14 protein-coding genes are annotated in these 16,414 nt (G+C 70.1%); 6 read left to right on the plus strand and 8 right to left on the minus strand.

Annotated elements, in window-relative coordinates:
* The first annotated feature begins 4 nt into the window (after positions 1–4).
* The 3 genes from ACYVK5_RS19335 (at position 5) to ACYVK5_RS19345 (ending at position 3,211) form a co-directional block, all read left to right on the plus strand.
* Complete coding sequence (locus tag ACYVK5_RS19335) at positions 5–1,501, plus strand: aldehyde dehydrogenase family protein (protein WP_460707599.1); 1,497 nt, start codon at positions 5–7, stop codon at positions 1,499–1,501.
* Positions 1,498–2,604 (plus strand): NAD(P)-dependent alcohol dehydrogenase, encoded by a 1,107-nt coding sequence (locus ACYVK5_RS19340; RefSeq protein WP_460707600.1) that lies wholly within the window; start codon positions 1,498–1,500, stop codon positions 2,602–2,604. The genes ACYVK5_RS19335 and ACYVK5_RS19340 overlap by 4 nt, the downstream gene beginning before the upstream one ends.
* A 94-nt stretch (positions 2,605–2,698) precedes the next feature.
* The gene (locus ACYVK5_RS19345) at positions 2,699–3,211 is read left to right on the plus strand and encodes an OsmC family protein (protein WP_460707601.1); all 513 of its coding nucleotides are present in this window, start codon (positions 2,699–2,701) and stop codon (positions 3,209–3,211) included.
* Between the two features lie 143 nt (positions 3,212–3,354).
* On the opposite strand, the gene ACYVK5_RS19350 is transcribed toward ACYVK5_RS19345, so the two are convergent.
* On the minus strand, positions 3,355–4,839 hold the full coding sequence (locus ACYVK5_RS19350; protein ID WP_460707602.1) for an alginate lyase family protein: 1,485 nt from the start codon (positions 4,837–4,839) through the stop codon (positions 3,355–3,357).
* 211 nt (positions 4,840–5,050) lie between these two features.
* Here ACYVK5_RS19350 and ACYVK5_RS19355 point away from each other — a divergent pair, with 211 nt between their 5' ends.
* Positions 5,051–5,743: a DUF4241 domain-containing protein gene (locus tag ACYVK5_RS19355; RefSeq protein ID WP_460707603.1), complete on the plus strand. Its 693-nt coding sequence runs from the start codon at positions 5,051–5,053 to the stop codon at positions 5,741–5,743.
* Positions 5,744–6,522: 779 nt separating this feature from the next.
* Here the strand turns inward: ACYVK5_RS19355 and fxlA are convergent.
* A complete protein-coding gene (gene fxlA / locus ACYVK5_RS19360; protein WP_460707604.1) occupies positions 6,523–6,699 on the minus strand; it encodes an FxLD family lanthipeptide in 177 nt (58 codons plus the stop codon).
* A gap of 13 nt (positions 6,700–6,712) precedes the next feature.
* Positions 6,713–7,939, minus strand: a complete 1,227-nt coding sequence (fxlM, locus tag ACYVK5_RS19365) for a methyltransferase, FxLD system (protein WP_460707605.1) — start codon at positions 7,937–7,939, stop codon at positions 6,713–6,715.
* A gap of 659 nt (positions 7,940–8,598) precedes the next feature.
* Here fxlM (ACYVK5_RS19365) and ACYVK5_RS19370 point away from each other — a divergent pair.
* Positions 8,599–11,478, plus strand: a complete 2,880-nt coding sequence (locus ACYVK5_RS19370) for a lantibiotic dehydratase (RefSeq protein WP_460707644.1) — start codon at positions 8,599–8,601, stop codon at positions 11,476–11,478.
* Complete coding sequence (locus tag ACYVK5_RS19375) at positions 11,475–12,719, plus strand: lanthionine synthetase LanC family protein (RefSeq protein ID WP_460707606.1); 1,245 nt, start codon at positions 11,475–11,477, stop codon at positions 12,717–12,719. The genes ACYVK5_RS19370 and ACYVK5_RS19375 overlap by 4 nt, the downstream gene beginning before the upstream one ends.
* A 12-nt stretch (positions 12,720–12,731) precedes the next feature.
* Here the strand turns inward: ACYVK5_RS19375 and fxlM (ACYVK5_RS19380) are convergent, their stop codons facing one another.
* From fxlM (ACYVK5_RS19380) to ACYVK5_RS19400, 5 genes are all read right to left on the minus strand, one after another.
* Positions 12,732–13,982, minus strand: coding sequence for a methyltransferase, FxLD system (fxlM, locus tag ACYVK5_RS19380; RefSeq protein ID WP_460707607.1), 1,251 nt, complete (start codon positions 13,980–13,982; stop codon positions 12,732–12,734).
* 102 nt (positions 13,983–14,084) lie between these two features.
* Positions 14,085–14,555, minus strand: coding sequence for a helix-turn-helix transcriptional regulator (locus ACYVK5_RS19385; protein ID WP_460707608.1), 471 nt, complete (start codon positions 14,553–14,555; stop codon positions 14,085–14,087).
* A gap of 46 nt (positions 14,556–14,601) precedes the next feature.
* The gene (locus ACYVK5_RS19390) at positions 14,602–14,997 is read right to left on the minus strand and encodes a hypothetical protein (protein ID WP_460707609.1); all 396 of its coding nucleotides are present in this window, start codon (positions 14,995–14,997) and stop codon (positions 14,602–14,604) included.
* A gap of 262 nt (positions 14,998–15,259) precedes the next feature.
* Positions 15,260–15,517 carry a KOW domain-containing RNA-binding protein gene (locus tag ACYVK5_RS19395; protein ID WP_460707610.1) on the minus strand — a complete coding sequence of 86 codons (258 nt, stop codon included), beginning with the start codon at positions 15,515–15,517 and terminating at the stop codon, positions 15,260–15,262.
* Positions 15,514–16,344: an HAD family hydrolase gene (locus ACYVK5_RS19400; protein ID WP_460707611.1), complete on the minus strand. Its 831-nt coding sequence runs from the start codon at positions 16,342–16,344 to the stop codon at positions 15,514–15,516. The genes ACYVK5_RS19395 and ACYVK5_RS19400 overlap by 4 nt, the downstream gene beginning before the upstream one ends.
* Positions 16,345–16,414 lie beyond the last annotated feature (70 nt).

Below are 16,414 nucleotides of genomic sequence, written 5' to 3' on the forward strand. Positions count from 1 at the left end.
TGTCATGACCATCACCGACAACCCCCCTGCTGCCACCGGCAGCATCCAGTTCCCGCCCGGACGCCTGTTCATCGGCGGCCACTGGCGCGAAGCGGCCGACGGCGGACGCCGCGACGTGATCAGCCCCGCGACCGGCCGCGTGATCTCCTCCGTGGCCTGGGCACAGGCCGCCGACATCGACGCGGCCGTCGCCGCCGCACGCGAGTCGTTCGACTCCGGCGTCTGGTCGCGCCTGAGCGGCCGGGAACGGTCGCGCATCCTGCTGAAGGCCGTCGAGCTGCTGCGCGAGCGGCGCGAAGAGCTCGCGCAGCTCGAGAGCCACGACGTCGGCAAGCCGATCACGTTCGCGCGCATCGTCGACACCGAGCACGCGATCCTGCAGTTCGAGTACGCCGCGAGCCTCGGCCAGCACCTGGACGGCTCGGTGCGCGAGATCCCCGCCAACGCCCACGCCTACATCCGCAAGGAGCCGATCGGCGTCGTCGCCGCGATCACCCCCTTCAACTTCCCGCTCATCCTGTCGTCGACCAAGATCGCCCCGGCCCTCGTCGCCGGAAACTCGATCGTGCACAAGCCGGCCGGCGACACGCCCCTCAGCGCGCTGTTCATGGCCCAGGTGCTCCAGGACGCCGGCGTCCCCGACGGCGTGTTCAACGTCGTCACCGGTTCCGGCGCGAGCCTGGGAGACCACCTGGTCGGCCACCCGCAGGTCGACAAGGTCGCCTTCACCGGGTCGACGGAGGTGGGGGCTCACGCCGCGGCGCTCGCCGCCCGCACCCTCAAGCCGTTCACCGCCGAACTCGGTGGCAACGCGGCCAACATCCTGTTCGCCGACGCCGACCTCGACACGGCGATCGGCACCGTGATCAGCGCCTTCGTCTTCAACGCCGGCCAGTTCTGCATGGCCGGTCCCCGTCTGCTCGTCGAGCGGCCGATCTACGAGACGGTGCTCGGGATCCTGGGCCAGGCGGTCCCCGGCGTGCCCTTCGGTGACATCACCGACGAGGCGACCGTCGTCGGACCGCTCGCCAGCCGCAAGCAGCTCGACAAGGTCACCGCCCTGGTCGAGTCCGCGCGCCAGGACGGCGCGCAGGTGGTGTGCGGCGGCGAGCCGGCGGACCTGGGCGGCGGGTTCTACTACCGGCCCACGGTCCTGGCCGGCCTGTCGTCGGACGCGGAGTGCGTCCGTGAGGAGGTGTTCGGGCCGGTCCTGACCGTCCAGCCCTTCGACACCGAGGAGGAGGCCGTCGCGATGGCCAACGGCACGGCCTACGGCCTCGCCTCGGGCATCCAGTCCTCGGACATCGCGCGCGTGCACCGGGTGGCCAAGCGGCTCGACGCCGGGATCTGCTGGGTCAACGGCTGGGCCGTGCTCGACCCGGCCGTGCCGTTCGGCGGGGTCAAGGCGTCGGGCTGGGGCCGCGAGTACGGACCCGAGGCGCTGGCGTCCTACCAGCGCACCAAGTCGATCGTCATCGACCTCGGGGAGGATCCGGCATGAGCACCACGACCAGGGCCGCCGTGCTGTCGGCGCCGCAGACATCGTTCACCGTGCGGGACGTGGAGCTGGACGCTCTCCGCGACCACGAGATCCTCGTGCGCATGGTCGCCACCGGCGTGTGTCACACCGACCTGGGTGTGTGGGCCGGTGGCATCCCGTTCCCGCTGCCCGGGGTCATCGGCCACGAGGGGGCCGGGGTGGTGGAGCAGGTCGGCTCGGCGGTGACCGCGGCCGCGCCGGGGGACAAGGTGGTGCTGAGCTACACGTCCTGCGGCGACTGCCCGGCGTGCCGGGACGGCCACCCCGCCTACTGCGCCACGTGGTTGCCACGGAACCTGTTCGCCGGGGCGCGGGAGGACGGGACCGCGACGCTCTCGATCGACGGCTCGGCGATCGGCGGGCACTTCTTCGCCCAGTCGTCGTTCGCGCGGCACGCGGTCGCGGAGGAGCGCAACGTCGTCGTCGTGGGTGCCGACGCCGACCTGGCGGGCCTCGCCCCGCTCGGGTGCGGGGTGATGACGGGCTTCGGGGCGGTGTGGAACGCGCTGGACGTCCGGCCGGGCGCCCGTGCCGCGGTGTTCGGCGCCGGGGCCGTCGGCCTGTCGGCTGTCGTGGCCGCCGCCTTGCGGGAGCCCGGCCTGCTCGTCGCCGTCGACGTCGTGCCGGAGCGGCTGGCGCTCGCGATCGAGCTCGGGGCCACGCACGCCGTCGACGGCCGGGAGGAGGACGTCGTCGCGCGCATCGCCGAGATCACGGGCGGCGCGGGCCTGACCCACGCTCTCGACACCACGGGCTTGCCGGCCGTGGCGCGGTCCGCGATCGACGCCCTCGGCGGGCGGGGGCGCCTCGTCACGTGTGCCGCCCCGCCACCCGGCACGGAGATTCCCGTGGACTTCCAGGGCATCCTCGCCGGGAAGTCCGTCAGCGGCGTGACCATGGGCGACGCCGACCCGAAGGTGCTCATCCCGCAGCTCGTCGACCTCGTCGCGGCCGGGAAGCTCCCGCTCGGCCGGCTCATCAAGCAGTACAAGCTGTCCGAGCTCGACGCCGCCTTTACCGACATGTACCAGGGCACGGCGGTGAAGCCGGTCATCGTGCACTGAACCCGGGGCGCCGGGGGAGCAGCCACATCGACTCCTCCGGCTGCTCGGCGGCAGCATCATGGCGCCCACCGGAACCGACTGTTCCAATGGACGGATGGACAGTACCGAGCTCCGAGGCCGCCAGGCACCCCTGAAGGAGCGGTATCGCGCCGACCCGAGCGCGGCGAGCACGCCGCTGCGCGCCTCGGCCACCTTCGCCGAACCCGATGTCACGACGACGGTCGCGACCTGGGCGGGGCCGGTGCGCGCGGGCCTGCACCGCGCCACGGGCGGCGATGGGGCCGACGCCTGCAGCGGGGACATGCTGCTTGAGGCCGTGCTCGCCTGTGCCGGTGTCACGCTCCGCAGCGTCGCCACGGTCATGGGCGTCGCGATCCGCTCCGCCGCCCTGACAACGGTCGGCTCGTTCGACGCGCGTGGCACGCTGGGCCTCGATCGCGACGTTCCGGTCGGCGTCGGCGAGATCACGATCGAGGCGACCCTCGAGACGGATGCGGACGACGCGACGCTGCGGAAGCTCGCCGCCCTCACGGAGCGGTACTGCGTCGTCGGTCAGAGCCTGCGGGTGCCGCCCGTCATCGTCGTGCGCCGCGGCGTAGGCGGTTGAGGCATGGTCCGGGTCGTCAGCCGCGCAATGCGCCGTCGGGCCGAAGACCGTCCCCCAGCACCGCCGGGATCTCCCAGAGGGGCATTCCGGCAACGGCGATCGTCTCCACCATGGCGCCCATCGTCGGCGCGGTGTCTCCCGGCCTACCCGGGCGCGTGCATCAGCGTGGTGAAGCCGAGCTGGTCGTAGCCGCCGCCGTTGCCGTAGTCGCCGCCGCCGCCGTCGGGCCGGATGCTCTGGGCCATGCGCCGGGTCCACGGTGCGGCCATGCCCCGGCGCCCGGCGTAGTGGCCCAGGACGAGGTCCCAGACGGGCCGCACGTGGCCGCGCGCGGCAGGGCTCGGTTCGGTGTGGGTCTCCCAGTTCACGTGGGCCGCGATGGTGTCGGGGCCGTGCTGCCAGGTGTAGTCGGTGAAGGGCACGTCGTGGCCGAGGTTGTACTTGGCGACGTACTCGGCGGCCTTGAGGAAGCGGTTGTTGTCGTAGCCGTAGCAGTCGATGCCCTGGTGCCAGGCCATCTCGCAGAACGTGGCCATGAGGCCGATGCCCATGACGCTGTGCCCCTGGTCGCGGCCGGTCTCCTGCCACTGGGCCAGGCCCTCGCGTTCGTACACGAAGGGGACGGCGTTCTTGATGGACCCGTTGCCCTTGCCGTTCCTGAAGTAGTCCACGGCCCGGTTCACGAGGTCCTTGCGGTCGGCGAAGGCGCCGATGGCCAGCACCGAGCACATGTTGCACAGGTCCCAGTTGGCCCAGTAGTTCGTGATCACCGAGGTGTTGTGGTGGGTCAGGAAGTCCTCGTTCATCGGGTAGAAGATCTCCAGCAGCATCTTCCGGAAGCGCGGCAGGTCGAAGTCCGGGTGGTCGCGTACGAGCTCGGCGGCGTTCGCCCACTGGTAGCCGTGGATCCCTGCGGCGAGGAAGCGGTCGGCGTTGCCGCGCAGGGACCGCATCGTGCCGGACCAGGCGTTGAGGATGCGGACGGCGGCGTCGCCGTGGGCCTTCTCGCCGCTGATCCGCCAGCGCAGGGCGTTCTGGTAGGCGGCGGCGATGTCGGCGTACATCTGGCCGACGTTGTCGCCGGCGCCGCCGCGGATCACGTCCCGCAGCGGACGGGGTGACCAGTCGGAGTGCGACCGGCCGTTGGCCACCAGGCGGTCCCAGCCCGAGGCCCAGGGCTGGGCGCCGGAGGCGACACGCTCGGCGACGCGTTCGAGGTCGGACGCGGAGTGCAGCAGGCCCGGCCGTGTCGGGTCCGACGGCGTGGGCGTCGGTGAGGGGGCGGCCGACGGCGAGGCGGTGGCGGACGGCGATGCCGACGGCGAGGGGCTGGGCGAGGGAGACGGGGACGCCGAGGGCGACGGTGACGCGGACGGTGAGGCGCTCGGGGACTGGCTCGTCCCCTGGAGAGCCGACCAGGACGCCTGGTCTCCCACGGTCGCGGATTCCGCGGTCCCGGTGGTCACGCCGGGTCGTTCCGCCCAGGCGTACCAGGCGATGAACGGAGCCGCGGCGGCCGCACCGGCGATGACCGTCCGGCGGGAGATCGTACGGCCTGAGGTCAGGGGTGTGAACAGTGGTCGGCGAGCGTGGCTCGCCTGCGGACCAGGGGTCTTCTTCTGCGGCATGCGCGATCCGTTCGTCTGGGCAGGGATCGAGGAAGCGGGTTCGAGGAGCGGGCTCGAAGCGGGATAACGTTATCAGGATTTTTCACCCTAATTGCCCGAGGTCCCAGGGCCGAGCGGCCTTGCCGGACGTGCGGCCACGACGTGCCGAGGATGCCGGTCATCGGGTCCGGCGCGCAGGGGATGTCCGCCACCCGGTCTACTGTCTGGTCCCGTGACGACGACAACGACCGCTCCGCCGCACCCTCGCCCGTTCTTCGCCCTGCAGACCGGCCGCCCGGAGGGATGCGCGTACCCGCAGACCGTTCACGAGGTCGGTGACCTCCACGTCCCGTCGGGACGCCTGGAGGCGAGTGACCCGTTCGTGTTCCTCGGTGAGGGCTGCACCGTACCGATTCCGCCCGGTTCCTACCCGGCGTTCGTGACCGTCGCGGACGTGTCCGAGGCGGCGGACGGGTCCCATCTGCGCGAGTCGTACCTCTCGGTGGTGCTGCACGACGACGCCCCGGTGGCCGCCGTGCGTCTCGGGATCCCGGAGGGCAAGGACACGCCGGAGGACGGCGCCTGGTACGGCACCGGTGTGGACGCCGGCACGGTCGCGTTCGCCGACGCCACCGCTGCCGAAGCGCTGCCCAGGTCGTTCGACTCGTCCCTCGAAGAGACGCACGACCGGTGGATGGACCTGCTGGACGATCCGCGCCACCACGGGAAGGACCGCGCCAATGCCCCTCTGCCTGGCGTCGCGGGTGGGGAGAACGTCGTGCTGACCCATTCCGGCTGGGGCGACGGCTTCTACCCGGTGATCACCACGCACGACTCCGACGGCCGTCTCCTGGGCGTGCACATCGACCTCCTGGTCGCGGACACGACCCACTGGAAGGACGCGACCGACGAGGAGGACGAGTGATCGCTCGCTGACGGGCTGTCCCGGACAGGGGCGTGCGCACGGCGTCCTTCGGGTCCCGGATGATGCTGGGACTTCGTCAGGAAATCCCGGCCTCCTTCTCGGCACGGTCGAGCCAGGCGAGATACCTGGTCCGGAAGTCGGGCGCGACAGGATAGATCTCGTCGCCGATCTGAGGATGGGATCGGTGGGACCGTGGAATCGGGCCTCCAGCCAGCGTGCATTTCCGGGCCGGTGCTGGAGGTTGCTGACAGGCCGGACCGGTCGTGCGGTGGGCCGGGGTTCCGGCGGGGTGCTGGTGAGGGTGAGTAGGATCTCGGCCGGCCCGCCGTCGATCCAGCCCGCCGGGCCTGGGGCCTCGGTGAGGACTGCGGTCGGATGCCGGTCGAGGTGGCTGCGCAGGAGTGAGAGGTGGGCGTTCTCCTCCAGGTTGAGCTGCAGCCGGACGTCGGCACTGCCGCGCAGGGTGGCCTCGATCAGGCGGCGGAGCCTCCGAGTCGGAATCGCCTCGCCCGCGAGAACGGCCGCGATGCGGCCGGCCAAGTCGGGTGCAGCCTGGGCGACAACGCCGGGGAACTCCGGCAGAGCTCACACCTGTGCCAGCCAGTCGATCCAGCGGTCCGGCCGGTCGGAGGTCAGGTCGGGCCAGTCGGGCAGCGGCGGCCCTGATCAACGCCGCATCCGCGCTTTCGAACATGACTCGATCCGCGCTCCTGGAGGGTTGGTGGGAAGAACACGAGGGCCCGGCCTGTGGCAGGCCGGGCCCGATCGGTGGACAGGTGTCAGAGCGGACGAGCGCTAGACATTGCTGGCGTCCGAGCGGTCAGAGAGCTTCCGTCTCCGTCGGAGCAGGCGTCGGTGCCCGTGTCGCCCGAGCCGCAGTTGTCGTCGGTGTTGGTGGCGTAGGCACTGGTGGCGGGTCCAGCGTCAACCAGGCGGAGGTTCAGTTCGAGGGTCATCAGACATTCCCTTCTATCGAGTGGTGAAGGACAGGACGAGACGGCTGTGCCGCTTGTCCAGAACCGCCCCGTCCGGCAAGTCGCCGTCCGGGGTCGCTGCGGGAAAGACGCCCAGGGACGGGGCAGGGCAGCCGGCCTCGACCCAGGCACGCATGTGCTCGACCATGCGTTCGGCCGCGGCCTTAGCGTCGGGTCCATGGGCATAGGAACCGAGATCGAAGCGCCTGTCAGCCCAGCGGAGCCGCGACCGGTAGGCGAACGTGCCATCTGCCAGGGTGGCGGGGGTACCGTGCTGCCACCCTGGGGCGACAGTCCCGGCGGTGATCGCCGCGTCCTGCGCCGACAACACGACGTACTGCTCGCGCTGGTGAATGGCCAGCCACGTGCCCAGGTCGGCCAGGACAGTGCGGGGGGGCAGGCTCACCCCGGCCCAGGCTTCCGCGCGGGGCTGATCCAGGATGCCCTCCAGGGATGCTTCGTCGACCTGCTCGCCTTCATCCAGCCGCAAGTGGACGCCGTCGGCGAGGTCGATGTAGCGGATCGCGCTGGCGCCGTCTCCCTGCATCGGCACGAACCCGCACAAGCGACGGCTCAGGCTGGTCAGACGGTCACCGGACCGGCGCAGCGCCCACGACCGAGTGGTGCCGTACATCCGCAGCGGCACGACGAGCACACCGTCGTCCACGAGCTGGTCGCGCCAGGCAGGCGGGATGTCCCACGCACCGGCCGTCACGATGATCAGGTCATATCGGCGGCCCTGCTCGATGGGGTGCTCGGCATCCGCACACATCACCGTGACGTCGCTGTAGCCCGCAGCGTCCAGGCATGCCGAGGCCCGATCGGTGACATCGGGATCGATATCGACGGTGACGACCGATCCGGACGCGCCGACAAGCTCACGCAGGAGCGCCGCGTTGTAGCCACCAGAGCCGATCTCCAGGACATGGCGCCCGTCCAGGGAACCAAGAGCGTCGGCCGCCTGGCCGAGCATCTCGGCGATCAGGAAGGGCGCCGACACCGAACTGATGTTCTCCCCCGTCGGGAGCTTCTTGGTGATGATGGCGGTGTTCTCGTACGCCTCTTCCACCGGGATCCCCGGCGTGAACAGCTCGCGGGGGACGGTCCGCAGGGCTGTCTCCACCTCCGGGCGCAGCACCAGGCCCTTCCCCCGATGATCGGCGGCCAACCGTTCGACCATCGCGTTACGAAGGTCTTCGCTGCCTGCGGTGCTGACGCTCATCCCTGGTGTCCTCTCACGAAACTGAAGCCGCCGCGCATCGCGCGGTCCTTGGATATCGGTACCAGCGGGTCTCACGGCGGTCTGGCCGCGGCGTCAAGGCTATGAGCGCAGGCCGCGCGACACGCCCGAGGACTCGTGAATCACCAAGGTGCAAATAGATGCCTTTTGAGTGCTCTGTTCATTCTGGTGGGTTTCGGGTTCGATTGCTGATGACAAGAGTCATGAGCTGGAAGGGGAACCTGTGAACAACGACGTTGCGGTCTTGGATCGCGCGACTGCTGACCTGTTCGACCTGGACGTTCAGGAGACGACCGTCCCGTACATCGTGGGTAACGACACGACGCACGATGGCTGCTCGAAGAGGGACTGCCCGAGCGTGGGCTGCTCGAAGACGTGTCAGAGCTGCAAGACGTGCAAGAACTGCTAGGGGCTGGTCTCGATGAGCGAGAACGTGGCGGTCTTGGACCGTGCGACTGCTGACCTGTTCGACCTGGACGTTCAGGAGACGACCGTCCCGTACGTGATGGGGAGCCGCGCTTCGGAGGGCGGCTGTTCGGGCAGGGAATGTCCGAGCCGCGGCTGTTCGAAGACCTGTAAGGGTCGCAAGGACTGCAAGTAGGGGGATGGCATCGATGGGTCGGGATCGCGTGTTCGAGCGGATGTCTGAGTTCCCGGTGGTGGCGCGCATTCCGTTGCTGCCGGTCGAGTCCGAGTCTCGGGATCTTGCTGGCGCGTTGACTGGGCCGCTGGCTGAGGCGGTGCGGTTCGCGTCCCGCTCGGTCGGTCGGGTCGCGGCTGGCGACGTAGAGGTCGATGCCCGTCTGGCGGGGACGTTGCGCGCGTACGAGCTGCGGGCTCGTACGCGCGCGACACCTCGTGGGGCGTTCGCTGGTGTTCAGGTCGCGCGTCCTTCGGACGGCTCTGCCCGGTTGCGTCTCGGTCCGGCCCATCGAGCGCGCAGCGCGCCGTCCGGGGCCTGGCTCGATGACGTGGCCGACCGGTTGATCGGGGACCCGACCGTTCTGGCCGGCTTGCGCTTCAGCGCGAACAGTCTCGTGTCCCGGCGTGGCGACCGGTTCGTGAACGAGCGGACGACCGGCGCGGACAAGCCGTCGCGCGTGACGATGCGGGCGACGGCGGCAGTGTCTCTCATCCTGGAGACCTGCCGCCGTGACGCCATGCTCGACCAGATCGTCGCGGCGGTCATCGACGCGTGGGCGCAGGCACCGGAGCAGATGGTGCGCTCCACGGTCGTGGAGATGGTCCGCACGGGCCTGCTCCTGACCGACCTGCTACCAGACCACATTGCTGACGACCCGCTCGGCCACGTCCTGTCGAAGCTCCCGGACGGAGAGGACCTCGTCGAACCGCTGACCATGATCAGCAAGCACCTGCGTGCGGCGGACCGGCATCCGCCTGGTGCTGCGGAGCGGATCGAGGCGTTGTCGACGGCTCGTGACCTGTGCGATGCGATCACCCGGCACGAGACCCCGATCACGGTCGACGTGGTGGCCGACGCCGACCTCCAGGTCCCGGCCTCGCTCCTGTCCGAGGCCGCTGAGGTGGCCGGGCTCTTGTGGAGCATCACACCGACCGGCACGGCGCTGGATTCGTACCACGCTCGCTTCGTCGACCGGTACGGCACTGACCGGCGCGTGCCGTTGGAACATGTCGTCGGCCCGGTCGTCGGGCTCGGCGATCCCGACGAGGACGTGAGCAACAAGAGCAGAGCTGAGGAGAGCGGCGCGAGCGAGGCGGTGTCGCGGAGGCGTGCGCGGGTCCTGGCCGGGCTCATCGCTTCGGCTGATGGCGACGTGCAGGTGACGCTGGACGACGACGCGGTTGCCGGGCTACGCGTTCGAGCCGACGGCGTTCCGCCCTCGCGGACAGGTGAGATCTACGCCCAGGTCATTGCCGCGTCACGTCAGGACGCGGAACACGGTCGGTATCAGCTCGCCGCATATCTCGGTTGCACGCAGGATGCGGGATCGAGCGTCGGGAGGTTCGCCTCGCTGCTTGGCGGGTTTGAGGGAAGTCTCCAAGCCCCTTCGGGCCAGGCAGTGACTGCGGAGGTCGTGGTCCGCCCGAGAGCGTCCTATCTCGCGACCGTCGCGCCGCCGTCCGGGTTCGCCTCGCCGCGCATCTGCGTCGGCGTCGCTCCTCGGCCGGGTGACCTGACGCTGGATGACCTGGAGCTTGCCTCGGACGGATACCGCCTCGTTCTGTGGTCGCGCAGCCGGGATCAGGAGGTGGTGCCGACCCTGTTCTCCCGGATCGGGCCGTCGCACATCCCGCCGGTCGCGCGGCTGCTGGCAGACCTCGCGCAGTCCGGAACCCGGCCGTGGCACCCCTGGACCTGGGGACCGCTGGACGATGCGCCATTCCTGCCGCGCGTGCGCTGGCGCCGCACAATCCTGTCGCCGGCACAGTGGCGACTCCCGCACTCACTGGTCACCGCATCCGACGACGCCGCCGCATTCGCCGCAGAACTGGGACGCTGGCGAACCACGACCACGCCCCGCCCGCCGAGCGTCGTCCTCGCCGAGGACAGCGACCGTCGTCTGCCCCTGGACCTCGACGACGAGCGGGACCGCGACCTGTTGCGCCGATACGTCAGGCGGGGAACCGACACCGTCACCGAGCCACCGGGCGGTCCCGCGGCTGTCCAAGGCGTCGTGGCCGGTGCTGATGGCGGCCACGCGCTGGAGCTGGTCATCCCCCTGCGGGGACAGCAGCCGAAGCTCGAGCCACATGGACGGCCGAGACCGGTCACCAACCCTGTAGTCCACCTACCGGGCAGCGAGTGGCTCTCGCTGACGCTGCCAGCCCCGCCCGCGCACCACGATGACCTCCTGACGCACCTGAGCGACATGGCCGAACAGGTGCGCGACGACATCGCGGGCTGGTTCTGGCTCCGCTACGCCAACAACGCCCACGGCCCGCACCTGCGCATCCGGTTCCACGGAGAGCCAGACGCACTGAACGGCCGAGTTCTCCCCGCAATCTCGCAACGGTGCGCGATCCTCATGGCCCAGGGCGCGGTCGGTCCCGTTGTCGTCGAGCCATACGAACCCGAGATCGACCGCTACGGCGGGCCGGACGCGATCATGTGGGTCGAACACGTCTTTCACGCAGACAGCACCCTCGTTCCGGCCGTCCTGGCGACTCGGCCAGGCCAGGACGGGCGACTGATGCTGATCGCGCTGTCTGCCGTAGAGATTGCTCAGACCGTGGCCGACGGGGACCCTGCCGCGCTGAGCGGTCCGCGCTTGGACAAGCCGGCACGACGGCGGGTCAACGCCCTACGAACCAGCACACCACAGCGGCCTTCCGAGCTACTGGACGGCGCGGCATCAGACGCATGGGCGCGACGTGGCGGCGCCCTGACGGTCTACCGGACCGCTGTGCCCGCTTCACGTCGCGCTGACTGCGCGTCGTCGCTGATCCACATGCACGCCAACCGGATGGGCGCCAGCCGTGACGATGAACGACTCGCACGCGCCCTCGCGGTCCAGATCCTCGCCAAGGAGGCTCGATGACGCCCGGCACGATGGCGATCACCGTCGCGGAGCGCCTGCTGGACCCGGCGATCGTGCTGGACGCAGTGCCGGCCGGAGGTGGTGCGACACTGGCTGACGGTCTGCCCGGCACCGCCTTGCTGCATGCACGCTTGTCCGCCGTCGACCCGACGTTCGAGCGGGCTGCCGCCGTGCACTGGGCGCGAGCGGCCGAACTCGCGACCCGCTCGCCGTCATCTGGCGGCGTGTATCACGTCCGGGGCGGACTGTCCGCTTCCCTGATCATCGGCTCGCCCTACCTCCCCGACCCTGATACGAACCGGACGGCCGTGGTACGGGCGGTGCGCTGGAACTCCGCCTACGCAGTGCGTCTCTCCGGCGAGCACGACGCTTTTCGCCAGTCCGGAGGCCGGGGCGCGCCCTGGCATGTGTACGACGTGATCGATGGCCTGGCCGGGACCGGACGGGTCCTGCTCGCCGCGGCCACCTGTGGCTACACCGACGCGGAACTAGGTCTCGAAGCTGCGCTCCGGACTCTCACTGGCATGCTCGCCGAGAACGATGGGCATCGCCCCGGTTGGTGGACCGCACGCGACCAGCACTCGCCCATCGTCGCCGAACGCACGGCGGACTCCGGAGCCGCAACGACAGGTATGGCACACGGCGTCGCCGGCCCCCTGGCGTTGCTCGCCTCTGCGCTCAGGGCCGGATACTGCGTCCCGCGCCAGGAGACCGCGATCCGGAACGCGGTCGAATGGCTGACCCACTGGCGCAGCGGCCCGGGATGGCCACCCGAGATCACGGGCGACGAGCTTGCTGCGGGCTGCATGCCACCTCGCGGTGGCCGGAACACAGCCTGGTGCTACGGAATCCCTGGCATCGGCCGTGCCCTGCACCTGGCCGGACTCGCACTCGACGACACCGCCATGATCCAGGCCGCGAGAGATGCCTTCACCAGGATGTCCCACCATCCGGATATCTGGGATGCCGAAGGTCCGACGCTCTGCCACGGACACGCCGGGATACTGCGATGCGCCGACGGCGAGGACGACACCGTTGCCGCTCTGGCATCGCAGGCCGTCGAGCGCGAGTACGACCCATCCGCGCCGTTCGCGTTCGTCGACCAGGACCACGGGCAGCCCCGCGACGATCCTGGGTTCCTGACCGGGGCCGCGGGCGTCGCCCTCGCGCTCGCCGAGCACGCCGATCTGCCGGCCGCTGCGGTCAGGACACGATGGGACGCGCTCCTGCTCGTGTCCTGACCGGAACCGGCCCTACGCCGCAGCGTCCACGGTGCGCGGCCTGATGGTGACGACGAAGACATGGTCGGTCTTCTCGACCACGACCAACGCCTCCTCCTCATCGTTCGTGAGCGCACCATTCGTAGGGCGCGCGTGGATGATCACCTCAATCCGCCCTTCGGTGTCCTGCCGCCAGGTCGTGACCCGATCGGCGAGCTGCTGGGCGAGCTGCGCTCCTTCGGGGCCGAACCCGCACGCGCCGATCTGGAGCATCGGCATCTCATCAACGCCGCCGACCCGCCGCGAGGTCAGGTACGCGAGCGAGTTCTCCGAGAAGATCCCCCAGGAACCACCCCACGCCTCCTTCGGCCGCGGAACCCGCCCGGCGCTGACCGCGTCGGCGTTCACGAACATCCGGCAGAAGCCCGGCAACTTCGCCAGCCAGAGATCCAGGTTCTCGGTCCACGCCCACGGAGCCTCGATACCGGTCCAGACTGTCTCCGGCGCGTTGCCCAGAGCGTCCGCGAGAGCTTCGGCGTTCACGGGCTGATTGTCGTCAACGTTCAGGGTCACATCGGGCCCGGGACCGAGGCGGACGGTCTGCTCGACGACGGCGCCGATGCCCTTCATCGGGATGAACCCGTCCTCATCCGCCGACACGCTCCGCAGCCCGTCACCATCGTGCTCGAACGCGGTCACGCGCGTCAGGCCGTTCAGCCGTAGCGGCAGCACGAGCCGGCCGCCGGGTGCGAGCTGTTCGCGCCAGGCCGGCGTCACGTCCCAGGCGCCGGCGGTGACCAGGATGCGGTCGAACGGTCCATCCTCTGGCGCGCCGAGGGTGCCGTCCCCGGTCACCACCCGCACGCGTTCGGCGCCGTAGGAGGCCAGTGCGGCGCGGGCGGCGTCGGCGACCTGCGGGTCGTACTCGATCGTGGTGACCGCACCTTCCGGACCCACCAGATGGTTCAGCAGCGCGGCGTTGTAGCCGGTGCCCGAGCCGATCTCCAGCACCCGATGACCCGGCTTGACCTCGGCCTGCTCCAGCATCCCGGCCACCGTGCCCGGGGCCGACGCCGAGCTGATCGGGACGCCGTCCGCGTCGCGGTGCGTGACGACTGGGCTGGACGAGTACGCCTGCTCCAGGGGAACCTGCGGCACGAACACGTGCCGCGGCACCGCCCGCATCGCCTCGGCGACGTCCTCGGCCAGCGGGCCACCGCCCGCATCCTCCATGTGCCGCAGCATCTCCTCGATCAGTGACTCAACGTTCTTTGTCTTGTCCACCCATCGAGGCTACGACCACAGGCCACGCGACACGCCCGAGAACCCGTGAACCACAGTAGATGCCATCCAAGTGCCTTCCAGATGCCCGATCGGGCAGGAGAGCTATGAGATCTGTGAAGCAGAAACTTCGTCCTGTGCGTCGGGGTCGTCGCCCAACTCCACCGCATGGAGTACTCGCACTGGCGCGGAACCGGCTTCGTCGAGGAGCGTGTTGAGTTCGGCGTGCGTCAGGCCAAGGATGCGGCACAGGTGGTCCCGCGCCCACTGCACCGGCTTTGTGATGCCTCGCTCCCACCTGCTGACAGTTGAGGGCTGGACGCCGATCTGATGAGCCAGATCCTGTTGAGCCAGCCCCACGTCGAGTCGCCGCTGGGCCAGCGCAGAGTGTCGACCTGCTTCCCGCGACGGCGTGGGGGCACCCACGGGTGCGGGCAGGCCGAGTTCGGCAGCAGTTTCGACGCCGACGATCACTATTACGGTCTTCACTCCGAGCTCACCGACGAGCCCTTCGAGTCGGTGAGGCAGGCGGTCGACGACCAGACGACTCGCCCGGTCCGATCCCTTGGTGCGCATGCGTTCCTCCGCGTGGTCGGTCGTGCGAGGTATTGCGGGACATGGGTCATCTGCGGGGGCGCTTGGAGTGCTTGCCGCGAGCCGCGTCGAAGTCGCGGCGTGGCAGGACGCGTTCGAACGCGGCCCGGGCGGGGGCGCTCGGGGCACCGAGCACGACGCACCTCGCGCCGACGCTCGTCAGCTCCTTCTCCAGCCGCTTGCGGGCGGCCGACAAGATCGCGTCGCCTGGAAGGATGACGACCTCGGCGCCCTGGTCCATCGCCTGCTTGGTGAGCTGGCTGATCGTGGCGGCATCGCGCCGGTCGTCGACGACGTGGGCCAGGAGGTAGCCGTGGTCGCGGGCGTGGGTCTGCACGACGGCGAGTTGTGAGGCGTTGCGGGCGTAGCCGACCGCGACGGCATTGTGGGACATGTCGCTCGTCACCTCCAGGTCTTCGGTCATCGTCGTCGGTGGTGCCCGGGGTGCGGGTCGGGACCGAAGGGGGCATCGGTCCCGGCCCGCCTGGGTTGCCCGCCCGGGGGTGGACGGGCTCGCGGCCGGACGCTGTGCAAGGAGGTGCAGGGTTTTCCCGGGGGCGCACGTCTGGCCGCAAGAATGGGAGATTAGGAAGGTTGGGACGGGGGCGCCTATCGCCGCACTCGTGAGGCGCGGAGCACGCCCAGCAGGATGGCGAGCAGGACGATGTACCCGATCAGGACCCATGTCATGGCGCTGCCTTGTCTGCGGGTTCCAGTTCGTGCGCGGCCAGGAGCGCCGTGCTGAACCCGGCCCGATCGATGTCGACCCTGACCTGCCAGGCTTGGAGGGCCTCAACCTCGACGACGGTCCCCGTCGCGCCGAGCAGCATGCGAGGCCCGTCCACGATCCGCACCCGGTCGCCGACCTGCCACTGTTTCGGTCGGCGGACGGGGTCATGGGTGTGCTTGGCGGCGAAGTCTTCCTCGCCCCCGAGGATGTTCATCGTGTCCCTGTCCCGGTCTCGGCCGGCACCTGCTCGGACTCGCGGGTGGACAGCGTCAGGGTGTCCAGGGCGGAGGCGGCGCCGTGGTGGTCGGTCGAGCCGGTGATGTAGTCGGCGGCATCCTTGACCTGCTGCGGCGCACTGCCCATCGCAAAGGCATGCTGGACCTGGTGCAGGAGGCGGATGTCGCTCGCGCCGTCGCCGATCGCGGCGGTGTCATCGGGATGGATGCCCCACCGGTGGCGTAGCGCGTCGGCTTCGGTTGCCGTGGAGAGTCCTCGCTGGGCGATGCTGAGCCAATCGGCGGCGGCCGGTGTCGCGGTGTACCCGGCTCCCTCGATCTGCGGCGCGTACTCGGCGATGCCGGGAGCGTGGACGACGGCGCGCGTGGTGTGTTCGGACCACAGGACGCGCTCGTCGACGATGTGCTCAAGCCCGCGCAGTCGGCCCGGAGGGAAGGGCTTGTTGACGCGCCATCCGACTCCCACCTGTTCGACCGCCATGGCAACCTGCGGTGCCACGGCCATGGACACGGTAAACGCCGCCCACGGGTCGAACATCCGCTGGCGCAGAATCTCGAACGGGCGACGCCGGTTCCCGGTCAGCTCGGCGGTGACCGCGCCGTTGGACGCGATGAAGAGGCTGCCCTTGCCGAGTCCCAGGAGTTCGGCGATCGGCAAGACACTCAACGCGGATCGGCGCGTGCAGGGCACCACCTTGATACCCCTCGCGATCGTCGCTGCCACCGCGCGACGCGTCGGCTCCGGCACGACGTCGTCGCCTTCGCGCACGAGGGTGCCGTCGAGACCGAGGAAAACGACCCCCACCGGGCGGCGATACGCGGCTGGCTTATGAAATGAGGACTCCTGCGGGATGCTCGTCATGTCGCGCTCCAGC

The sequence above is a fragment of the Myceligenerans halotolerans genome (assembly GCF_054782975.1).

Bases quoted from the DNA above. Each gene is read 5' to 3' on its own strand.
- ACYVK5_RS19335 (WP_460707599.1), top strand. From the start codon at position 5: ATGACCATCACCGACAACCCCCCTGCTGCCACCGGCAGCATCCAGTTC.
- ACYVK5_RS19340 (WP_460707600.1), top strand. From the start codon at position 1,498: ATGAGCACCACGACCAGGGCCGCCGTGCTGTCGGCGCCGCAGACATCG.
- ACYVK5_RS19345 (WP_460707601.1), top strand. From the start codon at position 2,699: ATGGACAGTACCGAGCTCCGAGGCCGCCAGGCACCCCTGAAGGAGCGG.
- ACYVK5_RS19350 (WP_460707602.1), bottom strand. From the start codon at position 4,839: ATGCCGCAGAAGAAGACCCCTGGTCCGCAGGCGAGCCACGCTCGCCGA.
- fxlA (WP_460707604.1), bottom strand. From the start codon at position 6,699: ATGACCCTCGAACTGAACCTCCGCCTGGTTGACGCTGGACCCGCCACC.
- fxlM (WP_460707605.1), bottom strand. From the start codon at position 7,939: ATGAGCGTCAGCACCGCAGGCAGCGAAGACCTTCGTAACGCGATGGTC.
- ACYVK5_RS19370 (WP_460707644.1), top strand. From the start codon at position 8,599: ATGTCTGAGTTCCCGGTGGTGGCGCGCATTCCGTTGCTGCCGGTCGAG.
- ACYVK5_RS19375 (WP_460707606.1), top strand. From the start codon at position 11,475: ATGACGCCCGGCACGATGGCGATCACCGTCGCGGAGCGCCTGCTGGAC.
- ACYVK5_RS19385 (WP_460707608.1), bottom strand. From the start codon at position 14,555: ATGCGCACCAAGGGATCGGACCGGGCGAGTCGTCTGGTCGTCGACCGC.
- ACYVK5_RS19390 (WP_460707609.1), bottom strand. From the start codon at position 14,997: ATGACCGAAGACCTGGAGGTGACGAGCGACATGTCCCACAATGCCGTC.
- ACYVK5_RS19395 (WP_460707610.1), bottom strand. From the start codon at position 15,517: ATGAACATCCTCGGGGGCGAGGAAGACTTCGCCGCCAAGCACACCCAT.